Genomic DNA, 17,207 nt, shown 5'->3' on the forward strand with positions numbered 1-17,207 from the left:
CAATGAACGATAACAAAAGACAGTACGGACAGGAGATCAAAGGTCATCTGTTGACGGGGATCTCCTGGATGATCCCGCTGATTGTCGCCGCCGGGATCTGTATCGCGCTGGGCCAGGTCATCGGTGGTCCGGACGTAGGCAAACATCCCGGCACGATTGCCTGGATGCTGAACCAGATGGGCGGCTGGGGCATGGGATTGATCGTGCCGTTGATTAGCGCCGCCATCGCCTACTCGATTGCCGACAGGCCGGGCTTTGCGCCTGGCTTAATCGTAGGCTTTATCTGCGGCCAGATCGGCACGGGTTTTATCGGCGGCATCCTTGGCGGCTTCCTGGTGGGTTATACGGTGATTCTGTTGCGCCGCAGCATTCGGCTGCCGCAGTCGATGCAGGGCCTGATGCCGATCATGGTGTTACCGGTGCTGAGCACCATTATCGCCGGGCTTTTGATGATGACCTTCATCGGCCAGCCCATCGTCTGGTTGCAGAAGGCGCTGATTGCGCTGTTGGAATCCATGCAGGGCGGTTCGAAGTTCGTTATGGGCGCCATTCTGGGGGCGATGGCCACCTTCGACTTTGGCGGGCCGGTCAATAAAACCATGTCGCTGTTCGCGGATGGCATGCTGGTCGACGGTATTTACGGACCGGAAGCGGTCAAATTTGTCGGTTCGATGATCCCGCCCTTTGGTATCACCCTTTCCTGGCTGTTAACCCGCCATAAGTACACCCGCGCGGAAAAAGAGGCGCTGAAGGCGGCCTTTCCCATGGGGATCTGCATGATCACTGAAGGTGTGATCCCGATTGCCGCCCGCGATCTGCTTCGTGTCGTCGGCAGCTGTGTGGTGGCTTCCGCCGTCGCCGGCGGGCTGATTATGGTCTGGGGCGTCGAAGCGCCCGTGCCTCACGGCGGCATGTTCGTAGTGCCCCTCTTCACCAAACCCTGGCTGTTCTGCCTGGCGCTCGGTATCGGCAGCACGATCTGTGGCGTGATGCTATCGCTGCTGAAAAAGCCGGTGACCGAAGCCGACGAAGAGTTTGACGACGTGGAAGACCACAGCGTTCGCGACGACGACATTAAATTCACACTGGAATAAGGAGTGCGTATGTACGCGGCAATGAACGACCTGATCGCACGGGCTGCCCGTAATCAGTATGCGGTACTGGCCATCAACTGTTTCAATCTGGAGAGCGCACGTGCAGCAGTGAAGGCGGCGGAGGAGCAACGCGCGCCCCTGATCCTGAATGTTTATCAGGGGCACAGCCGCCATTTCCCGCCCGCTGTCGCCGTGCCCTTGGTTCAGGCGCTGGCAGCGAATGCCCGCGTGCCGATCGCGCTGGCGCTTGACCACGGAAAAGCCTTTCCGCTGATTGGACAGGCCTTTCGCGCCGGGTTTACCGGACTGATGATCGATGCCTCCTCCGAGCCGCTGGCAGAAAATATTCGCCAGACGGCAAAAGTGGTCGAGATGGCGCATACCGCCGGGGTTTGTGTGGAGGGCGAACTGGGGCATATCGCCGATGCCCCAACCTATGCGCTGGCAGACGCTGCGGTGAAAATGACCCAGGTGGCGGACGTGGTGCCCTTTCTGCAACAGACGGGCATCGATCTGTTAGCGGTGTCGGTTGGGACCGCGCACGGGCTCTATCCCGCTGGCGTCAAACCGCAAATCGACTTTCAGCGTCTGGCTGCGCTGCATGGGGTTTCGCCGGTTCCTCTGGCGCTGCACGGCGGCAGCGGCACGCCAGCCGACGATATTCGACGCGTCAGTCAGCACGGCGTCGCCAAGATTAACGTTGGCGCGGCGGTCTTTGATGCAGGCAAGCAGGCGCTCCATCAGGCGCTTAAGCAGCATCCCGCTGCTGAGCTGCCTGATCTGCTGGCGCTGATGGAGGCCGCCTGCTGCGAAGTCGTACATGACTATCTGAGCTGTTCCGGCTCCGCTAATCAGATCTGATTTTTTTCTGCTGTAACCCGGTGCGCGTCTCTGAACGTCAGCGCAGGGCATCCCTTTGTCGTAAAACAAGCTGAGGAAGATTTAACATGTTGATTTCAATGAAAGAGATGTTAAGCCCCACCCGCCAACACCGCTTTGCTATAGGCGCATTTAACGTGGCCGACAGCTGTTTTATCCGCGCGGTGGTGGAAGAAGCCGAAGCCACACAAACTCCGGCCATTATCTCTATTCACCCCAGCGAACTGGCGTTCGTGACGGATGCGTTTTTTGGCTATGTTCGGGAGCGCACTCTGAAAAGTACCGTGCCCTTTACCCTGCATCTGGATCATGGTGCTTCGGTTGCCCACGTGCTGCGCGCTATTCAGTGTGGCTTTACATCGGTCATGATTGACGGCTCGCTGCTGCCCTATGAAGAAAACGTGGCGCTGACCAAAGAGGTAGTGAAGCTGGCGCACGCGGTGGGCGTATCTGTCGAGGGCGAACTGGGGACCATTGGCGATACCGGCACCTCGGTAGAGGGCGGCGTCAGTAAAGTGATTTACACCGATCCCGCGCAGGCGGAAGACTTTGTGCAGCGCACCGGCGTGGATACTTTAGCGGTGGCAATAGGCACGGCGCACGGTATCTATCCCAAAGATATGAAGCCCGAACTGCAAATGCATATTCTGCGGGATATCTCGCAACGCGTGTCCATTCCGCTGGTCTTGCACGGCGGTTCGGCGAATCCCGATGCCGAAGTGGCGGAGGCGGTTACGCTGGGCGTGGGTAAAATCAATATTTCCAGCGATATGAAATATGCCTATTTCCAGAAGGTGCGCGAAGTCTTGACCCGCGAAACCTGGTGGGATCCAAACGTGATTTATCCTGAAGCGATTGAGGCGGCCAAGGCGGTCATTCGCTACAAAATGAACTTGTTTGGCGGACTGGGGAAAGCCTCTCTGTATTGAGTACTTAAGGGTAAAAATGTGTGGTTGGTGTTCCGTGCGGTTCCCACCGCCACGGTATCGGATCTGACGTCCTCGCGCCGCTAACGCGGTGCCTTCGCGGCGTTCGTCAGCCTGACGAACCAGCGGAGACGGTACTTCCTGTACCGGCTCCGCTTTTTGCCCGCGTCCTGCGGGCAAATTCTGGCTTCCTCGCTCTGCTCAGCGCTGCGAATTGTCTGTTCCGCTCCCGTGGCGGTGGGCACAGTGACGCATGTGCGCCGTTTCGGACGGCTATCTGCAGTTTTGAAGCCCGGCGTTAACACATCAGATAAACCCCCTGCTTTCTCTTTACTTCATCACACCCATCCACTGCTGGGCGATCTGCGCATATTCCCCGGTCGCGGTGCTCAGGTGCAGCCACTGATCGACATACTGCTTCCAGCTCATATCATCACGCGGAATCATGTAAGCTTTTTCACCGTACTGCAGCGGTTTATCCGGGTTGAGCGCACACAGGGAAGGAAAGCGTTTTTGCTGATACAGCGCCTCTGAGGCATCGGTGATCATCACATCGGCTTTATTGTCCACCAGCTGCTGGAAGATGGTCACATTATCGTGAAACAGCGTTAACGCAGCCTGAGGTAAGTGGCTGTGAACAAACGCCTCGTTCGTGCCCCCTGCTGGCTCAACCAGACGCACGCTGGGCTGGTTCATCTGTTCGACCGTCTGGTACTTCGCCTTATCGGCGCAGCGCACCAGCGGAATTTTACCGTCCACGCCTAACGGCTGCGCAAACCAGGCCGTTTGCTGGCGCTTCAGCGTGACCGATACGCCACCCAAGGCGATATCGCACTGCTTCGCGATAAAGTCCTGCATCAGGGTTTTCCAGGTGGTGGGTACCCATTGCACCTTCGCCCCCAGTGACGCGGCCAGGGATTCAGCCATGCTGATATCCAGCCCTTCATAGCTGCCATCCGGTTTCAGGAAGCTGTAAGGTTTGTAGTCCCCAGTAGTACAGACTTTCAGAGTTTTGGTGTTAAGAACGCTGTCCAGACGCGACTGGGCCTGCGCGCCGCCAGCCACCAGCAGTAACGTGATTACGAGTGTTTTTTTCATCATTGTATTTTTTTCGACAGTGAGTTTGCGCTGGTATGGTGACATAACCTCGGGGGTTATTGCGCTATTCGCAAAAGTGTTGTGATCATTCTCGCATTTTTCTCCCGCCCGCCACAGCCTAAGCTACCCCCCATTGACGCATACGGGAGACAAGCTTAATGAGTAACATTTTAATTATCGATGGCGGTAAAACCTTCGCCCATTCGAAAGGCGAGCTGAATCATACGCTGACCGAGGTGGCCGCCAGCCAGCTGCGTGATCTGGGCCATGAGGTCACGATCACCGTTGCCGACCACGCGTATGTTGTGGCCGATGAGGTGCAAAAATATCTCGACAGTGACGTGGTGATTTATCAAATGCCGGGCTGGTGGATGGGTGAACCCTGGACCGTGAAACGTTACATCGACGAGGTTTTCACCGACGGCCACGGTAAGCTGTATGCCAGCGATGGCCGCACCCGTGCCGACGGCGCAAAAAAATATGGTTCAGGCGGACTGATTCAGGGCAAAAAATATATGCTGTCCCTGACCTGGAACGCACCACTGGAGGCCTTTACCGACCCTGAACAGTTCTTTGAAGGCGTGGGCGTTGACGGACTATATCTGCATTTCCATAAGGCGAATCAGTTCCTGGGCATGGAAGCATTGCCGACCTTTATCTGCAACGACGTGATGAAACAGCCGGATGTTCCACGTGATATTGCACGTTATCGCACGCATCTCAGCAAAATTTTTGCTTAAATAGCGTTTCACCCAGAAAGAGGAAACGTAAATGTTAACCGTCGTTGCTGAAATTTGTGTTAAGCCGGGCTGTCGTCAGAAAGTGCTGGATGCGTTTCACCAGGTGATCCCTACCGTGCTGGAAGAAGAAGGCTGCCATCAGTACAGCCCTCTGGTCGATCACCAGGCGCAGGTGCCCTGGAAACACAATTCACCTGATTCGATTTTTATGCTGGAGCAGTGGGAAACCCTGCGCCATCTTGATCAGCATCAGCAGATGCCGCATATGGAAGCCCATCGTACGGCGATTAAAGACTATGTGACTGACGTGAAAATTCTGGTGCTGGAGCCGGGTAAATAATCCTGGCGGAACACGCACAAAAAAAGCCCCGTTCAGGGGCTTTTTCCATCAGGCTGCGGATTACACTTCAATATCCGCTTTATCGCCTTTTTCCTGCAGCCAGTTACGACGATCTTCGGATCGCTTTTTCGCCAGCAGCATATCCATTACCCGCAAAGTCTGTTCAATGTCATCGTCACTGACGGTGAGCTGCACCAGACGGCGCGTGTTGGGATCGAGCGTGGTTTCGCGCAGCTGCAGCGGGTTCATTTCACCCAGCCCTTTAAAGCGCTGCACGTTTGGCTTGCCCTTCTTGCGCTTCAGCTGCTCCAGTACGCCCTCTTTCTCGTCTTCATCCAGCGCGTAATACACTTCTTTGCCCAGATCGATGCGATACAGCGGCGGCATGGCGACATAGACGTGGCCATTTTTTACCAGGGTACGGAAGTGCTTCACAAACAGCGCACACAGCAATGTGGCGATGTGCAGCCCATCCGAGTCCGCATCAGCAAGGATACAGATTTTGCCGTAGCGCAGCTGTGAGAGATCTTCGCTATCGGGATCGATACCGATCGCCACCGAAATATCGTGCACCTCCTGCGAGGCCAGCACTTCATCGGACGAGACTTCCCACGTATTGAGGATCTTACCTTTAAGCGGCATGATCGCCTGATATTCGCGATCGCGCGCCTGCTTGGCCGATCCGCCCGCCGAATCCCCTTCCACCAGGAAGAGTTCGGTTTTATTCAGATCCTGCGCGGTGCAGTCTGCCAGCTTACCCGGTAGTGCCGGGCCGCTGGTCAGTTTTTTACGCACCACTTTTTTGGCTGCGCGCATACGGCGCTGGGCGCTGGAGATCGCCAGCTCCGCCAGCTGTTCTGCCGCCTGCACGTTCTGATTCAGCCACAGGCTAAAGGCATCTTTTACTACGGCAGACACAAAGGCGGCGCACTGGCGCGAGGATAAACGTTCTTTTGTCTGGCCTGCAAACTGCGGATCCTGCATTTTCACTGACAGCACATAGGCGCAGCGATCCCAGATATCCTCTGCGGACAGTTTGACGCCGCGCGGCAGAATATTGCGGTATTCACAAAACTCACGCATGGCATCCAGCAATCCCTGACGCAGACCGTTGACATGGGTACCGCCCTGCATGGTGGGAATCAGGTTCACATAGCTTTCGGTCAGCAGCTCACCGCCTTCCGGCAGCCACAGTAATGCCCAGTCCACCGCTTCGATATCACCGGCAAAGGTTCCGACGAAGGGCTTCTCTGGCAGGGTTGGCAGGCCGTTGACGGCTTCGCACAGGTAATCCGTCAGACCATCTTCGTAGCACCAGCGCTGTTCGGTATTGTTCAGCTTGTCTTTGAAGACAATTTCCACCCCTGGACACAGCACGGCTTTCGCCTTAAGCAGGTGTGATAAGCGGGACACCGAGAAGCGCGGGCTGTCAAAGAAGTGCTCATCCGGCCAGAAATGGACGCTGGTGCCGGTGTTGCGCTTCGCAACCGTGCCCGTGACGGTCAGATCCTGCACTTTTTCACCGTTTTCGAAGGCGATACTGTAGATCTCACCATTACGCCGCACGTTGACTTCAACACGTTTAGAGAGGGCATTGACCACCGAAATGCCGACGCCGTGCAGGCCACCGGAAAACTGGTAGTTTTTATTAGAGAATTTCCCCCCCGCGTGCAGCCGGCACAGGATGAGCTCAACGGCCGGGACGCCTTCTTCCGGATGGATATCCACCGGCATGCCGCGTCCGTCGTCAGTCACTTCTAACGACTGATCGGCATGTAAAATCACTTCTACGCGCCTGGCATGGCCCGCCAGTGCCTCATCGACACTGTTATCAATCACTTCCTGACCCAAGTGGTTAGGGCGCGTCGTATCGGTATACATTCCCGGGCGACGGCGAACCGGCTCAAGGCCAGTCAGGACCTCAATGTCACCCGCATTATAGCTTGATTGACTCATGGTAACTGTCTGATTAGAAGAAGAAAATGGTTGCGATTTCCGCGTTACTCAAGCGTGATTCAGGCCCAGAAAGTCCAGAATTTGCGGGAAATGGCGTTCGAATCCAGTAAATGCATGATTTCCGCCCTCTTCCACCGTATGACGGCACGCGCTGTAGTAATCGAGCGCCTGGCGGTAATCGAGCACTTCATCGCCGGTTTGTTGCAGCAACCACAACAAATCAGGTGCTTCCAGCGGTTCAATCTGCATCACTTTCAGATCGTAAATGTGGCGAGACTCTAACACATATTGCTGACCGGTGTAGGGATTCTGATTCTCCCCTAAAAAATCCACCAGCAACTCGAACGGCCGCACGGCAGGGTTGACGACCACTGCAGGCAACATAAAGCACTGGGACAGCCACGTCGCGTAGTAACCGCCCAGCGAGGAGCCCACCAGGCCCATTTCACGCCCGCTGTGACTTAACACGATGTCTTCCAGCATCGCCGCGGCCTCGGCCGGAAAAGTGGGAAGCTGCGGCACAATCATCTCTATGTCGGGATGATTGTGACTCAGCCACTGTTTGAACAGCGTCGCTTTCGCTGAGCGCGGGGAGCTGTTAAAGCCGTGCAGGTAAAGCAGCGCCTTCATCCGTCAGTATCCTTCGGCATCAAGATCGGGGCAAAACGCCTGAGTGCTGAGCCGGTTCACTTCTGTATCAAGCTGACCGTCATTGTGCAGCGTAAACCAGCGCCAGCCTGGCGCAAGGGTATCAATGGTAAAGCTGGTGCAGTGCGGTTTGAACTGCACGCAGGTGGAAGGCGTGGCCAGCACGCGGCGACCGTGCCACGCCACATCCATTTCCTGATGGATATGGCCGCACACCAGTGTCTTTGCCAGCGGATAGTGCTGTAACACGGCATCAAGCTGATGGGGATTGCGCAAACTGTGTTGATCAAGCCAGGTGCAGCCTGAAGCAAGCGGATGGTGGTGCAGCAGCACCAGCGTATGACGCAGGGGAAAGCGCGCGAGGGCGTTATCAAGCCAGTCGAGCTGATAGTCGCTTAACATGCCATGAGGCACGCCGAAGACCTGACTGTCCAGCAGCACGACCTGCCAGTGTTCGCCCACCAGCACATGCTTGTGCGCGTTGATGCCGGCTCTGGCCAGCGTATCCACCATTGCGGGCTGGAAATCATGATTACCCGGCAGCCAGACGCAGGGTTTTGGCAGGCGCGAAATGCCCTCAACAAAATGCTGATAGGCTTCGACCGAGTGATCCTGAGAGAGATCGCCGGTGGCCACAATGAGATCATAGTCGCGCTGTTGTGCGATGATCGCATCCAGCACGGCGTCATAACTCGACCAGGTATTCACTCCCAGCAGCGATTCGTGTTTTCCTGCGAACAAATGCGTGTCCGTCACTTGCAGAATCCGCACCCCAGATTCTGTTGCCGCAGGAAGAGTTAGCAGGCTATCCAAAGCGTTTCCTTCGTCTCTACGCCGTTCAATGCATTATACGTATCAGCAAGCCGGTACTGCCATGGCGCCATGCGTCAGACAGTAGCGTAACCAGTCAGCGAGGAACTGATTGATTTGATGCTTTTCATCACGCTGATTCATCTTTTTATTCGGGTAATCATAACGCGCTTTAAACCGATAGATCTGCTGTGTTGAACACACTTCAGCGACCATGGCGTCATGATACAGCCTGACAGACATGGAAGGCAGGCTCCAGTAACTCACCGCCGGTGCCGTCTGGCGAATTTCAACCAGAGTAGTGTAACGTGTTGATTCTTCTATTGTTAACTGATAGCGGGCGCCGCTCACCTGATAGCTAACCGATGCGCCTGCCTCGTCATCGCGCGGGAGCAGACGGCGTAACTGGGCGAAATTGGTTTCGCACAGCCGCATCATCTCGGGGAAATCAGGGATATAGCGCTGTTTCATTTTTGCGTCCACTCTTCTCGAAGTTCTTTATGGTGCAGTGCCAGCCATTGCAAGGCGATGACAGATGCCGCGTTATCAATAATCCCCTGTTCCACCCAGTGGTAAGCCTGTTCACGGCTTACGACATGCACAAGAATATCCTCATTCTCTTCCTCCAGGCCATGGCATCCTGTTGCCAGGCCGGCATCCACTTCTCCCACCATAACTGATAAACGTTCGCTGGTGCCGCCCGGGCTGGCAAGATAGTTCAACACGGGCTTCACCCGGCCAACGGTCAGACCGGCTTCTTCTGATGCTTCACGGCGTCCCACCTGTTCCGGAGTTTCACCGGGTTCAATAATGCCCGCAATCATTTCCAGCAGCCAGGGCGTTGGGCTGCAGTCGAAGGCCGGAATGCGGATCTGCTCAATCAGCACCACTTCATCACGGATGGGATCATAAGGTAGCAGGACGGCAGCATGGCCGCGCTCAAAAACTTCACGCGTCACTTCTCCGCTCATGCCGCCTTTAAACAGACGATGGCGAAAACGGTAGCGAACGATGGAAAAAAAACCGTCGTAGGCCGTTTCACGTGCAATAATTTCTACATCATTTTTTGTGAAAGTCACAGGTGATGTTTTATTGTCCTTCATCGTTTGGTTCCTTTTGCAGATTGGGATGACACAGATAAAACACAAGCCCGGGCACTATCTAAACAGTCATTACAGAGTTATTTACCTGAAACACGCAAATATGGCACGTTCAGCCACCTTATCTCACAGTTGCCCTCTGCTAGAATCTGCGATAATTTTTGGCTTACCGGCGGCACTATCATTGCGATTTGCTGCAACAAAAGGAATGCAAATGAAAAAACTGCTCCCATTATTTATTGGGCTGAGCCTGGGCGGTTTCAGCGTCGCCAGTCAGGCAGAAAACCTGCTTCAGGTTTACCAACAAGCGCGTTTAAGCAACCCGGACCTGCGGAGCTCCGCTGCCACTCGCGATGCTGCGTTTGAGAAAATCAACGAAGCGCGCAGCCCTTTATTACCACAACTGGGTTTGGGTGCAGATTACAGCTATGCAAATGGCTATCGTGATAGTAGCGGTATTCATTCCAACACGACCAGTGGCACACTGCAATTGACGCAAACCATTTTCGACATGTCAAAATGGCGCGCGCTGACCCTGCAGGAAAAAACCGCAGGTATTCAGGACGTCACCTATCAGGTTGCTCAGCAGGATTTGATTCTGAATACCGCGACGGCCTATTTCAACGTGCTGAAAGCCATTGATACGCTTTCTTACGTCGAAGCACAGAAGATGTCCATCTACCGCGAGCTGGATCAAACCACTCAGCGCTTTAACGTGGGCCTGGTGGCCATTACCGACGTGCAGAACGCCCGCGCCCAGTATGACAGCGTGCTGGCCAATGAAGTCACGGCGCGTAACAATCTGGATAACTCGGTGGAGTCTCTGCGTCAGATCACCGGCATGGACTATCTGGCACTGGCCTCACTGAACATCGATCGCTTTAAAACCACCAAACCTGATAACGTTAACGCGCTGCTCAAGCAGGCAGAAAGCCGTAACCTTAATCTGCTTTCTGCCCGTCTGAATCAGGATTTAGCTCGTGAACAGATCCGCTCTGCGGAATCAGGCCACCTGCCAACGCTCGATCTGACCGCGTCTACCGGTCTGTCTAACAGCAAATACGGCGGAAGCCGCGCTGAACAGAGTGCAAACTCAACAGACTCGATTACAGGAAACAGTAAAGTCGGCCTGAGCTTCACGCTTCCGCTTTACAGCGGTGGCAGCGTGACCTCACAGGTGAAGCAGGCGCAATATAACTTTGTCAGCGCCAGCGAACAGCTGGAGGCGGCTCACCGCTCTGCGGTTCAGACGGTACGTTCTTCTTACAACAACGTGAATGCGTCCGCGAGCAGCATTGCGGCGTACAAGCAAGCCGTGGTCTCTGCGCAGAGTTCATTAGACGCCATGGAAGCCGGTTATCAGGTCGGTACGCGTACCATCGTTGACGTGTTGAACGCCACCTCAACCCTGTATAACGCGAAACAGCAGTTGTCCGATGCACGTTACAGCTATCTGATTAATCAGCTAAATATCAGCTATGCGCTGGGCACGCTGAACGAGCAGAGTCTGGGCATTCTCAACAGCCAGTTAGGCAAAGAGATCTCCACCTCACCGGAAACCGTTCAGCCCCAGAACGTTCAGCAGGTACTGGGTGAAGATCACATCGCGAGTTCTTCTGAAACCGCGACGGCGCCAGTGCGCCCGGCCGCCCATAAAAGCAGCCGTAACCCTTTCGCTAACTGATCGCCCTGCGGGCCGCTTTGCGGCCCGCTTCTCTTAAAAACGTATAACTAAGTAAAGATCCCCGTCCTGCCTGGCCGTTAGCTTCATTTCTCGCCACTCATCCCCTATTCTATGCGCTACCTTTGGGCACAGGATATTTATAATGAAACGGACTAAAACGATCCGCTATGCCGCCTTTCGTAAGAGCTGGCAAGCAAGACACTTAACGCCTGTTGCTATCGCTGTATCAGCGGTATTTATGCTGGCAGGCTGTGAACAAAACGACGAAACCGTCTCGCTCTATCAGAACGCCGATGATTGTACGAAAGCCAATCCCGGCCAGAGTGCGCAATGCACCACCGCGTTTAACAACGCCAAAAAGGAAGCGGAACGCACCGCACCGAAATACGCCACACGTGAAGACTGCGTGGCAGAATTTGGTGAAAACCAGTGTCAGCAGGCGCCTGCACAGGCTGGCGTGGGCAGCACTAATGCCGAGTCGCAGCAAAGCGGCAGCTTCTGGATGCCGCTGATGGCGGGCTATATGATGGGCCGCATGATGGGCGGCGGCGCGGGTTTTGCGCAGCAGCCGCTGTTCTCACCTAAAACGCCAAACAGCCCGGCTAACGGTCAGTTCGTTGATGCGTCCGGCCGTAACTATGGTAACGCCACCTCCGGTAAAACCATGACGGTTCCTAAAACCGCCATGGCGCCTAAACCGACCACCACCTCAACGATTACGCGGGGTGGCTTTGGTGAAACGGTCGCGAAGCAAAACAGCATGCAGCGTAGCAGCAGCGCGTCCGGCACCTCCAGCCGTTCGCTGGGAGGCTAACCCCGCTTATGCAACGCATCGCGATTTCAGAGCGCCCGGGCTGGCGGGAAAAAGCCACGGAGTTTGGTTTTCGTTTTCACACCATGCACGGTGAGCCCTACTGGTGTGAAGAGGCTTACTATCAGTTCACGCTGGCGCAGATTGATTATCTTGAGGACGTCACCGCCGAGCTTCATCAGATGTGCCTGCAGGTCGTGGAAAAAGTGGTGAACAGTGAAGCGCTGCTCACCAAATTTCGCATTCCTAAGCATACCTGGGACTTCGTGCGTGATTCATGGCAACAGCGTCAGCCCTCGCTTTATTCGCGTCTCGACCTCGCATGGGACGGCAAAAGCGATGCCAAACTGCTGGAGAACAACGCCGACACGCCGACGTCGCTGTATGAGGCGGCGTTTTTCCAGTGGCTGTGGCTCGAAGACCAGCTCAATGCCGGTCAGCTGCCGCAGGGCAGCGATCAATTCAACAGCCTGCAAGAGAAACTCATTGAACGCTTTACGGTGCTTCATCAGCAACAGGGGTTTAACTGGCTGCATTTCGCCTGCTGCCGTGATACCGATGAAGATCGTGGAACGGTGCAATACTTGCAGGACTGCGCCACGGAAGCCGGGCTGCCGAGCGAATTTCTCTACATTGATGAGATAGGGCTGGGGGAAAAGGGCCAGTTTACTGACGCCCAGGATCAGGTCATCAGTAATCTGTTTAAGCTTTATCCGTGGGAATTCATGCTGCGCGAGATGTTTTCTACCAAGCTGGCCGATGCGGGCGTACGCTGGCTGGAGCCGGCATGGAAGAGCATCCTGTCAAACAAAGCGTTGCTGCCTCTGCTGTGGGAGATGTTCCCTAATCACCCTAACCTGTTGCCCGCCTGGTTTGCCGAAGACGATGTGCCACCGATGGAGAAATACGTAGTTAAGCCACTGTTCTCGCGCGAAGGGGCCAACATTCGTATTGTGGAAAACGGCAAAGAGATCGCCCGTGTGGACGGTCCTTACGGCGAAGAAGGCATGATCGTCCAGCAGTTCCATCCGCTGCCGAAATTTGGCGACAGCTATACCCTGATTGGTAGCTGGTTGATCGACGATCAGCCTGCGGGCATCGGCCTGCGCGAAGATCGCGACCTGATCACCCAGGATCTTTCGCGTTTCTATCCGCACGCGTTTATCGAGTAGCGCTTTCCTCCAGGCCAGCTCGCTGGCCTGGTTTCCCTCTAGCCGACCTGTACCGACAGCATACTGATTGCGCCCATTTCCATACCTTCAACAGGGACGGTGACGGCCTCACCTGGCTGACGGGACCCCAGCACGTACAGCAACGGCAGGAAGTGCTCCGGCGTGGGATTGGATAACGCCGCATCCGGATGCTGCATAAAATTCACCAACGGATGGGAATCTGCTCCGGCGTCAACCGCCAGATTATCGCGCACATAGTTGTTGAATCCGGTCGCCCAGTCATAAGCGTTTCCGCCGCCCCACAGCACCTTACGCAGGTTGTGTACCACATTGCCGCTGGCGACGATCATCACGCCGCGATCGCGCAAGGCAGACAGTTTTTGCCCTATTTCAAAATGCCAGGCCGCAGGCTTGCCGCTGTCGATACTAAGCTGGACTACCGGAATATCCGCCTCAGGATACATTTTAATCAGCACGCCCCAAGAGCCGTGATCGAATCCCCATGCATGGTCCTGATAAACCGGCACAGGCGATAAAATCTCAGCAATTTCATTTGCCAGTTCAGGCGAACCCGGCGCGGGATAGCGGGTATCAAAAAGCGCCTGCGGAAAACCGCCAAAGTCATGAATGGTGCGCGGGTTTTCCATCGCTGTGACCGCCGTTCCCTGGGTGTACCAGTGAGCCGAAATGGCCAGGACGGCCCGCGGTCGTGGCAGCGTAGCACCGGCTTTACGCCAGGCTTCGGTGTAGCGGTTTTCTTCTAACGCATTCATTGGGCTGCCGTGTCCCAAAAACAGTGCTGGCATACGTAACTGGCTCATAGCGATCCTCAATGTGTTAACTCTATGAGCACTACGATACGCTGTTTGCAGGGGTTATCACGCGGATAAGCATGATGTTCTCTGTCAGGAAATTTGAACGAAAGAGATGAGTCAGATAAGCAGGAAGGATGGGAGAAGAGATGAAGCAATCAGGCCAGTATTTCTGGCCTGACAGTAAGCCGGTTAGCTGGCCTGACGCGTTTCGTGCTCGCGACGATAGGCAACCAGATCTTCGATCGTCACGACCGGCATCGCATGCTGTTTAGCGAACAGGATCACTTCAGGCGCATGCGCCATAGAGCCGTCGTCGTTGGTCAGTTCACACAGGACGCCTGCAGGTTTAAAGCCGGCCAGCGTGACCAGATCGATGGTCGCTTCAGTATGACCGCCGCGGGTCAGAACACCACCATCGTGGGCACGCAGGGGAAAAACGTGGCCCGGACGGTTCAGATCTTCGGGTTTGGCGTTATCGGCAATCGCCGTGCGAATGGTAGTGATGCGATCCTGCGCGGATACGCCGGTAGTGACGCCCTTCGCCGCTTCGATGGTCACGGTAAACCCTGTGCCATAGGCGCTGGTGTTGTTTTCCACCATCATCGGTAATGCCAGCTGTTGGCGGCGTTCTTCGGTCAGGCAGAGACACACGATACCGCTGCCGTGGCGAATGGTGAGAGCCATCTGCTCGACGGTCATGGTTTCGGCAGCGAAAATCATATCGCCTTCGTTTTCACGATCTTCATCGTCGAGCACCATCACACCGCGTCCTTCACGGAGTGCGGCGATAGCACGTTCTACACGCTGTTTCGGCGTGCCAAATTCAGAAAGTAGAGTCTGATTCATGGTAATAAAACCTTTTAAATGTATTGGGTTACCAGAATCAGGGCAAGCTTAGGAGTGACGCCGTGTATAGACGTAGCAATGACGCAAAACAGACATAATGCCTGACAGATGTCGTTACCCTCTCCCATCCGGACTTTAACCGTCGGCCCCGGAATTTCACCGGATCTGCTGACCTTCACCATCACAGTGAAGCGCTCGCGGGCTGTCAGCCTGGGCTGATTTACCGCCGGTGGGGAATTTCGCCCCGCCCTGAGAATAAGCGTTTTAACTATAACGCTTCCTATTCGGGGCGGCAATCCACAAAGCCATTATTGCTTTAGCATTTTTTGCGCTAAGGATTTCAGGTTTAACCTTTTCAATTCAGGCATTACACTTAAGTGACTCTAGCGTTGGTACAATGCTGCCATAGCAACCCGTAACCAGGAAACCATCATGATCGACACGAAAAAAATTGAACAAATGGCCCGTCAGGTTCATGACGCGCTGCCGAAGGGAGTTCGTGAATTTGGCGATGATGTCGAGAAGAAAATCCGGCAGACGCTGCAGGCACAAATGACCCGCATGGATCTGGTCAACCGTGAAGAGTTTGATGTCCAGACTCAGGTTTTACTGCGTACGCGTGAAAAACTGGCGGCGCTGGAACAGCGTCTCGCTCAGCTGGAAAGCAAGAGTTCAGCGTCTGCCGCGCCCGCTGCCACCAGCACACCTGGCCCGGCACCGGCCATCGTGCCAGCCGCACATCCTGCTGACAAACCGGCTAAATAAAGGGCGGGCGGGAGCCCGGGCTCCCGCCGCCATGACTCAGTCGCCGCGAATGGTTTTGATGATATTGGTGGTCGAGATGCCATCTTCAAAGTTCAGCACCCGCACGTCACCGCCATTGGCCCAGACTTCCTGGCAGCCCGCGATATCTTCCGGTTTGTAATCCCCGCCTTTTACCAACAGATCGGGCAATACGCTGGCGATTAAGCGCTGTGGCGTGTCTTCTTCAAACAGCACGACCCAGTCTACCGCTTCCAGCGCACCCAGCACGATCATACGGTTTTCCTGCGGGTTCACCGGACGGCTGTCGCCTTTGAGGCGTTTGGTGGACGCATCGCTGTTTACCGCGACAATCAGGCGATCGCCCAGCTTGCGCGCGTTGGCAAGATAGGAAACATGGCCGGCATGCAGAATGTCGAAGACGCCGTTGGTCATCACCACTTTTTCGCCGCGCTGACGCGCCATGGCGACGGCCTCTTTCAGCTCGGATTCAGTCATGATACCAAAACCGCGCTCTGGACGCGCACGAATGGCGTTTTCCAGCTCCACGATGCTGACGGTTGATGTCCCCAACTTCCCAACCACCACGCCTGCAGCGGCGTTAGCCAGAAAACAGGCTTCTTCCAGCGAATCCCCTGCGGCTAAAGCAGCGGCCAGCACGCCAATGACGGTATCCCCGGCGCCGGTCACATCAAACACTTCCTGCGCCTGGGTCGGCAAATGCAGAGGCGCTTTACCCGGCTGCAGCAGCGACATGCCGTTTTCAGACCGCGTGACCAGCAGGGCGGAAAGGTCGCAGTCGGCGATCAGCTTCATGCCACGTTCCACAATCTCATTCTCTGTCTTGCATTTGCCCACCACGGCTTCGAACTCAGACAGGTTGGGCGTCAGCAGCGTCGCCCCGCGGTAGCGCGCAAAATCCGTGCCTTTCGGATCGATCAGCACCGGCACATTCGCCTCGCGTGCCAGCGCGATCATCTGCTGAACGCTGTCCAGTGCGCCTTTGCCGTAATCCGACAGCACCACCGCACCGCTACGGGACAGTGACTGGCGCATTTTTTCGTGCATCGGGGCGGCGTCCACCTGCTCAAATCCCTCTTCGAAGTCCAGACGGATGAGCTGTTGGTTGCGAGAAAGGACGCGCAGTTTGGTAATGGTGGGATGGCTTTTTAAGGTGACAAAATCGCAGTCAACACGAACATCCTTCAGCGTTTTACTCAGTACCTGAGCCGCATCGTCTTCTCCGGTCAGTCCGATCAGACGGGAACCCGCCCCCAGCGCAGCAATGTTCATTGCCACGTTAGCGGCGCCGCCTGGGCGTTCTTCAACGGTTTCCACCTTGACCACCGGCACCGGCGCTTCAGGCGAAATACGGCTGGTGGGGCCGTACCAGTAACGATCCAACATGACATCGCCAACGACCAGCACCGAGGCCTGGCCGAACGCGGGCAGAGTAACTTTCATTCCAGACACTCCAGACTGCATTCAAAATAGTGCGCGGATGATAACACAGTTGCGACAGGTGC

18 protein-coding genes and 1 riboswitch are annotated in these 17,207 nt (G+C 55.5%); of the genes, 9 read left to right on the top strand and 9 right to left on the bottom strand.

Annotated elements, in window-relative coordinates:
- Positions 1 to 2 precede the first annotated feature (2 nt).
- From NYE92_RS11580 to NYE92_RS11590, 3 genes are all read left to right on the top strand, one after another.
- Positions 3 to 1,094 (top strand): PTS fructose transporter subunit IIC, encoded by a 1,092-nt coding sequence (locus tag NYE92_RS11580; RefSeq protein ID WP_013027233.1) that lies wholly within the window; start codon positions 3 to 5, stop codon positions 1,092 to 1,094.
- Between the two features lie 9 nt (positions 1,095 to 1,103).
- Positions 1,104 to 1,955, top strand: coding sequence for a class II fructose-bisphosphate aldolase (locus NYE92_RS11585; protein WP_014605035.1), 852 nt, complete (start codon positions 1,104 to 1,106; stop codon positions 1,953 to 1,955).
- Positions 1,956 to 2,041: 86 nt separating this feature from the next.
- Positions 2,042 to 2,902 (top strand): ketose-bisphosphate aldolase, encoded by an 861-nt coding sequence (locus NYE92_RS11590; RefSeq protein WP_014605034.1) that lies wholly within the window; start codon positions 2,042 to 2,044, stop codon positions 2,900 to 2,902.
- Positions 2,903 to 3,229: 327 nt separating this feature from the next.
- Here NYE92_RS11590 and NYE92_RS11595 read toward each other — a convergent pair whose 3' ends face one another.
- Entirely contained in the window at positions 3,230 to 4,042 is an 813-nt protein-coding gene (locus tag NYE92_RS11595; protein ID WP_024471049.1) for a transporter substrate-binding domain-containing protein, read from the bottom strand.
- Positions 4,043 to 4,155: 113 nt separating this feature from the next.
- On the opposite strand from NYE92_RS11595, the gene NYE92_RS11600 reads away from it, so the two are divergent.
- Together NYE92_RS11600 and NYE92_RS11605 are read left to right on the top strand one after the other, a co-directional pair.
- Complete coding sequence (locus NYE92_RS11600) at positions 4,156 to 4,737, top strand: NAD(P)H-dependent oxidoreductase (RefSeq protein WP_014594633.1); 582 nt, start codon at positions 4,156 to 4,158, stop codon at positions 4,735 to 4,737.
- Between the two features lie 31 nt (positions 4,738 to 4,768).
- On the top strand, positions 4,769 to 5,077 hold the full coding sequence (locus NYE92_RS11605; protein ID WP_013027237.1) for a putative quinol monooxygenase: 309 nt from the start codon (positions 4,769 to 4,771) through the stop codon (positions 5,075 to 5,077).
- Positions 5,078 to 5,137: 60 nt separating this feature from the next.
- Here NYE92_RS11605 and parE read toward each other — a convergent pair whose 3' ends face one another.
- The 5 genes from parE to nudF are packed head-to-tail and all read right to left on the bottom strand — an operon-like array spanning position 5,138 to position 9,594.
- Positions 5,138 to 7,033, bottom strand: coding sequence for a DNA topoisomerase IV subunit B (parE, locus tag NYE92_RS11610; protein WP_014594634.1), 1,896 nt, complete (start codon positions 7,031 to 7,033; stop codon positions 5,138 to 5,140).
- Positions 7,034 to 7,081: 48 nt separating this feature from the next.
- Positions 7,082 to 7,663 carry an esterase YqiA gene (yqiA, locus tag NYE92_RS11615; RefSeq protein WP_013027239.1) on the bottom strand — a complete coding sequence of 194 codons (582 nt, stop codon included), beginning with the start codon at positions 7,661 to 7,663 and terminating at the stop codon, positions 7,082 to 7,084.
- Between the two features lie 3 nt (positions 7,664 to 7,666).
- Positions 7,667 to 8,494 carry a 3',5'-cyclic-AMP phosphodiesterase gene (gene cpdA / locus NYE92_RS11620; RefSeq protein WP_014605032.1) on the bottom strand — a complete coding sequence of 276 codons (828 nt, stop codon included), beginning with the start codon at positions 8,492 to 8,494 and terminating at the stop codon, positions 7,667 to 7,669.
- 42 nt (positions 8,495 to 8,536) lie between these two features.
- On the bottom strand, positions 8,537 to 8,962 hold the full coding sequence (locus NYE92_RS11625) for a DUF1249 family protein (RefSeq protein WP_014605031.1): 426 nt from the start codon (positions 8,960 to 8,962) through the stop codon (positions 8,537 to 8,539).
- On the bottom strand, positions 8,959 to 9,594 hold the full coding sequence (nudF, locus tag NYE92_RS11630; RefSeq protein ID WP_013027242.1) for an ADP-ribose diphosphatase: 636 nt from the start codon (positions 9,592 to 9,594) through the stop codon (positions 8,959 to 8,961). The genes NYE92_RS11625 and nudF overlap by 4 nt, the downstream gene beginning before the upstream one ends.
- A 211-nt stretch (positions 9,595 to 9,805) precedes the next feature.
- Between nudF and tolC the strand changes: the two genes are divergently transcribed.
- From tolC to NYE92_RS11645, 3 genes are all read left to right on the top strand, one after another.
- Positions 9,806 to 11,275, top strand: a complete 1,470-nt coding sequence (gene tolC / locus NYE92_RS11635; protein WP_024471050.1) for an outer membrane channel protein TolC — start codon at positions 9,806 to 9,808, stop codon at positions 11,273 to 11,275.
- A 142-nt stretch (positions 11,276 to 11,417) separates the two neighbouring features.
- Positions 11,418 to 12,089: a DUF1190 family protein gene (locus NYE92_RS11640; RefSeq protein ID WP_013027244.1), complete on the top strand. Its 672-nt coding sequence runs from the start codon at positions 11,418 to 11,420 to the stop codon at positions 12,087 to 12,089.
- A gap of 8 nt (positions 12,090 to 12,097) precedes the next feature.
- Positions 12,098 to 13,258, top strand: coding sequence for a glutathionylspermidine synthase family protein (locus tag NYE92_RS11645; RefSeq protein ID WP_014594637.1), 1,161 nt, complete (start codon positions 12,098 to 12,100; stop codon positions 13,256 to 13,258).
- Positions 13,259 to 13,296: 38 nt separating this feature from the next.
- Here NYE92_RS11645 and ygiD read toward each other — a convergent pair whose 3' ends face one another.
- Together ygiD and ribB are read right to left on the bottom strand one after the other, a co-directional pair.
- Positions 13,297 to 14,079, bottom strand: coding sequence for a 4,5-DOPA dioxygenase extradiol (ygiD, locus tag NYE92_RS11650; protein ID WP_210450176.1), 783 nt, complete (start codon positions 14,077 to 14,079; stop codon positions 13,297 to 13,299).
- Positions 14,080 to 14,262: 183 nt separating this feature from the next.
- Entirely contained in the window at positions 14,263 to 14,919 is a 657-nt protein-coding gene (gene ribB / locus NYE92_RS11655) for a 3,4-dihydroxy-2-butanone-4-phosphate synthase (RefSeq protein WP_013027247.1), read from the bottom strand.
- A gap of 112 nt (positions 14,920 to 15,031) precedes the next feature.
- Positions 15,032 to 15,180: riboswitch (FMN riboswitch) on the bottom strand.
- Positions 15,181 to 15,351: 171 nt separating this feature from the next.
- Here ribB and ubiK point away from each other — a divergent pair.
- Positions 15,352 to 15,684, top strand: a complete 333-nt coding sequence (ubiK, locus tag NYE92_RS11660) for a ubiquinone biosynthesis accessory factor UbiK (RefSeq protein WP_013027248.1) — start codon at positions 15,352 to 15,354, stop codon at positions 15,682 to 15,684.
- Between the two features lie 36 nt (positions 15,685 to 15,720).
- Here ubiK and hldE read toward each other — a convergent pair whose 3' ends face one another.
- Entirely contained in the window at positions 15,721 to 17,145 is a 1,425-nt protein-coding gene (hldE, locus tag NYE92_RS11665) for a bifunctional D-glycero-beta-D-manno-heptose-7-phosphate kinase/D-glycero-beta-D-manno-heptose 1-phosphate adenylyltransferase HldE (protein ID WP_029570671.1), read from the bottom strand.
- Between the last annotated feature and the right edge of the window lie 62 nt (positions 17,146 to 17,207).

The organism is Pantoea sp. B566 (assembly GCF_024793925.1).
In the GTDB taxonomy this organism is placed as follows: Bacteria; Pseudomonadota; Gammaproteobacteria; order Enterobacterales; family Enterobacteriaceae; genus Pantoea; species Pantoea ananatis.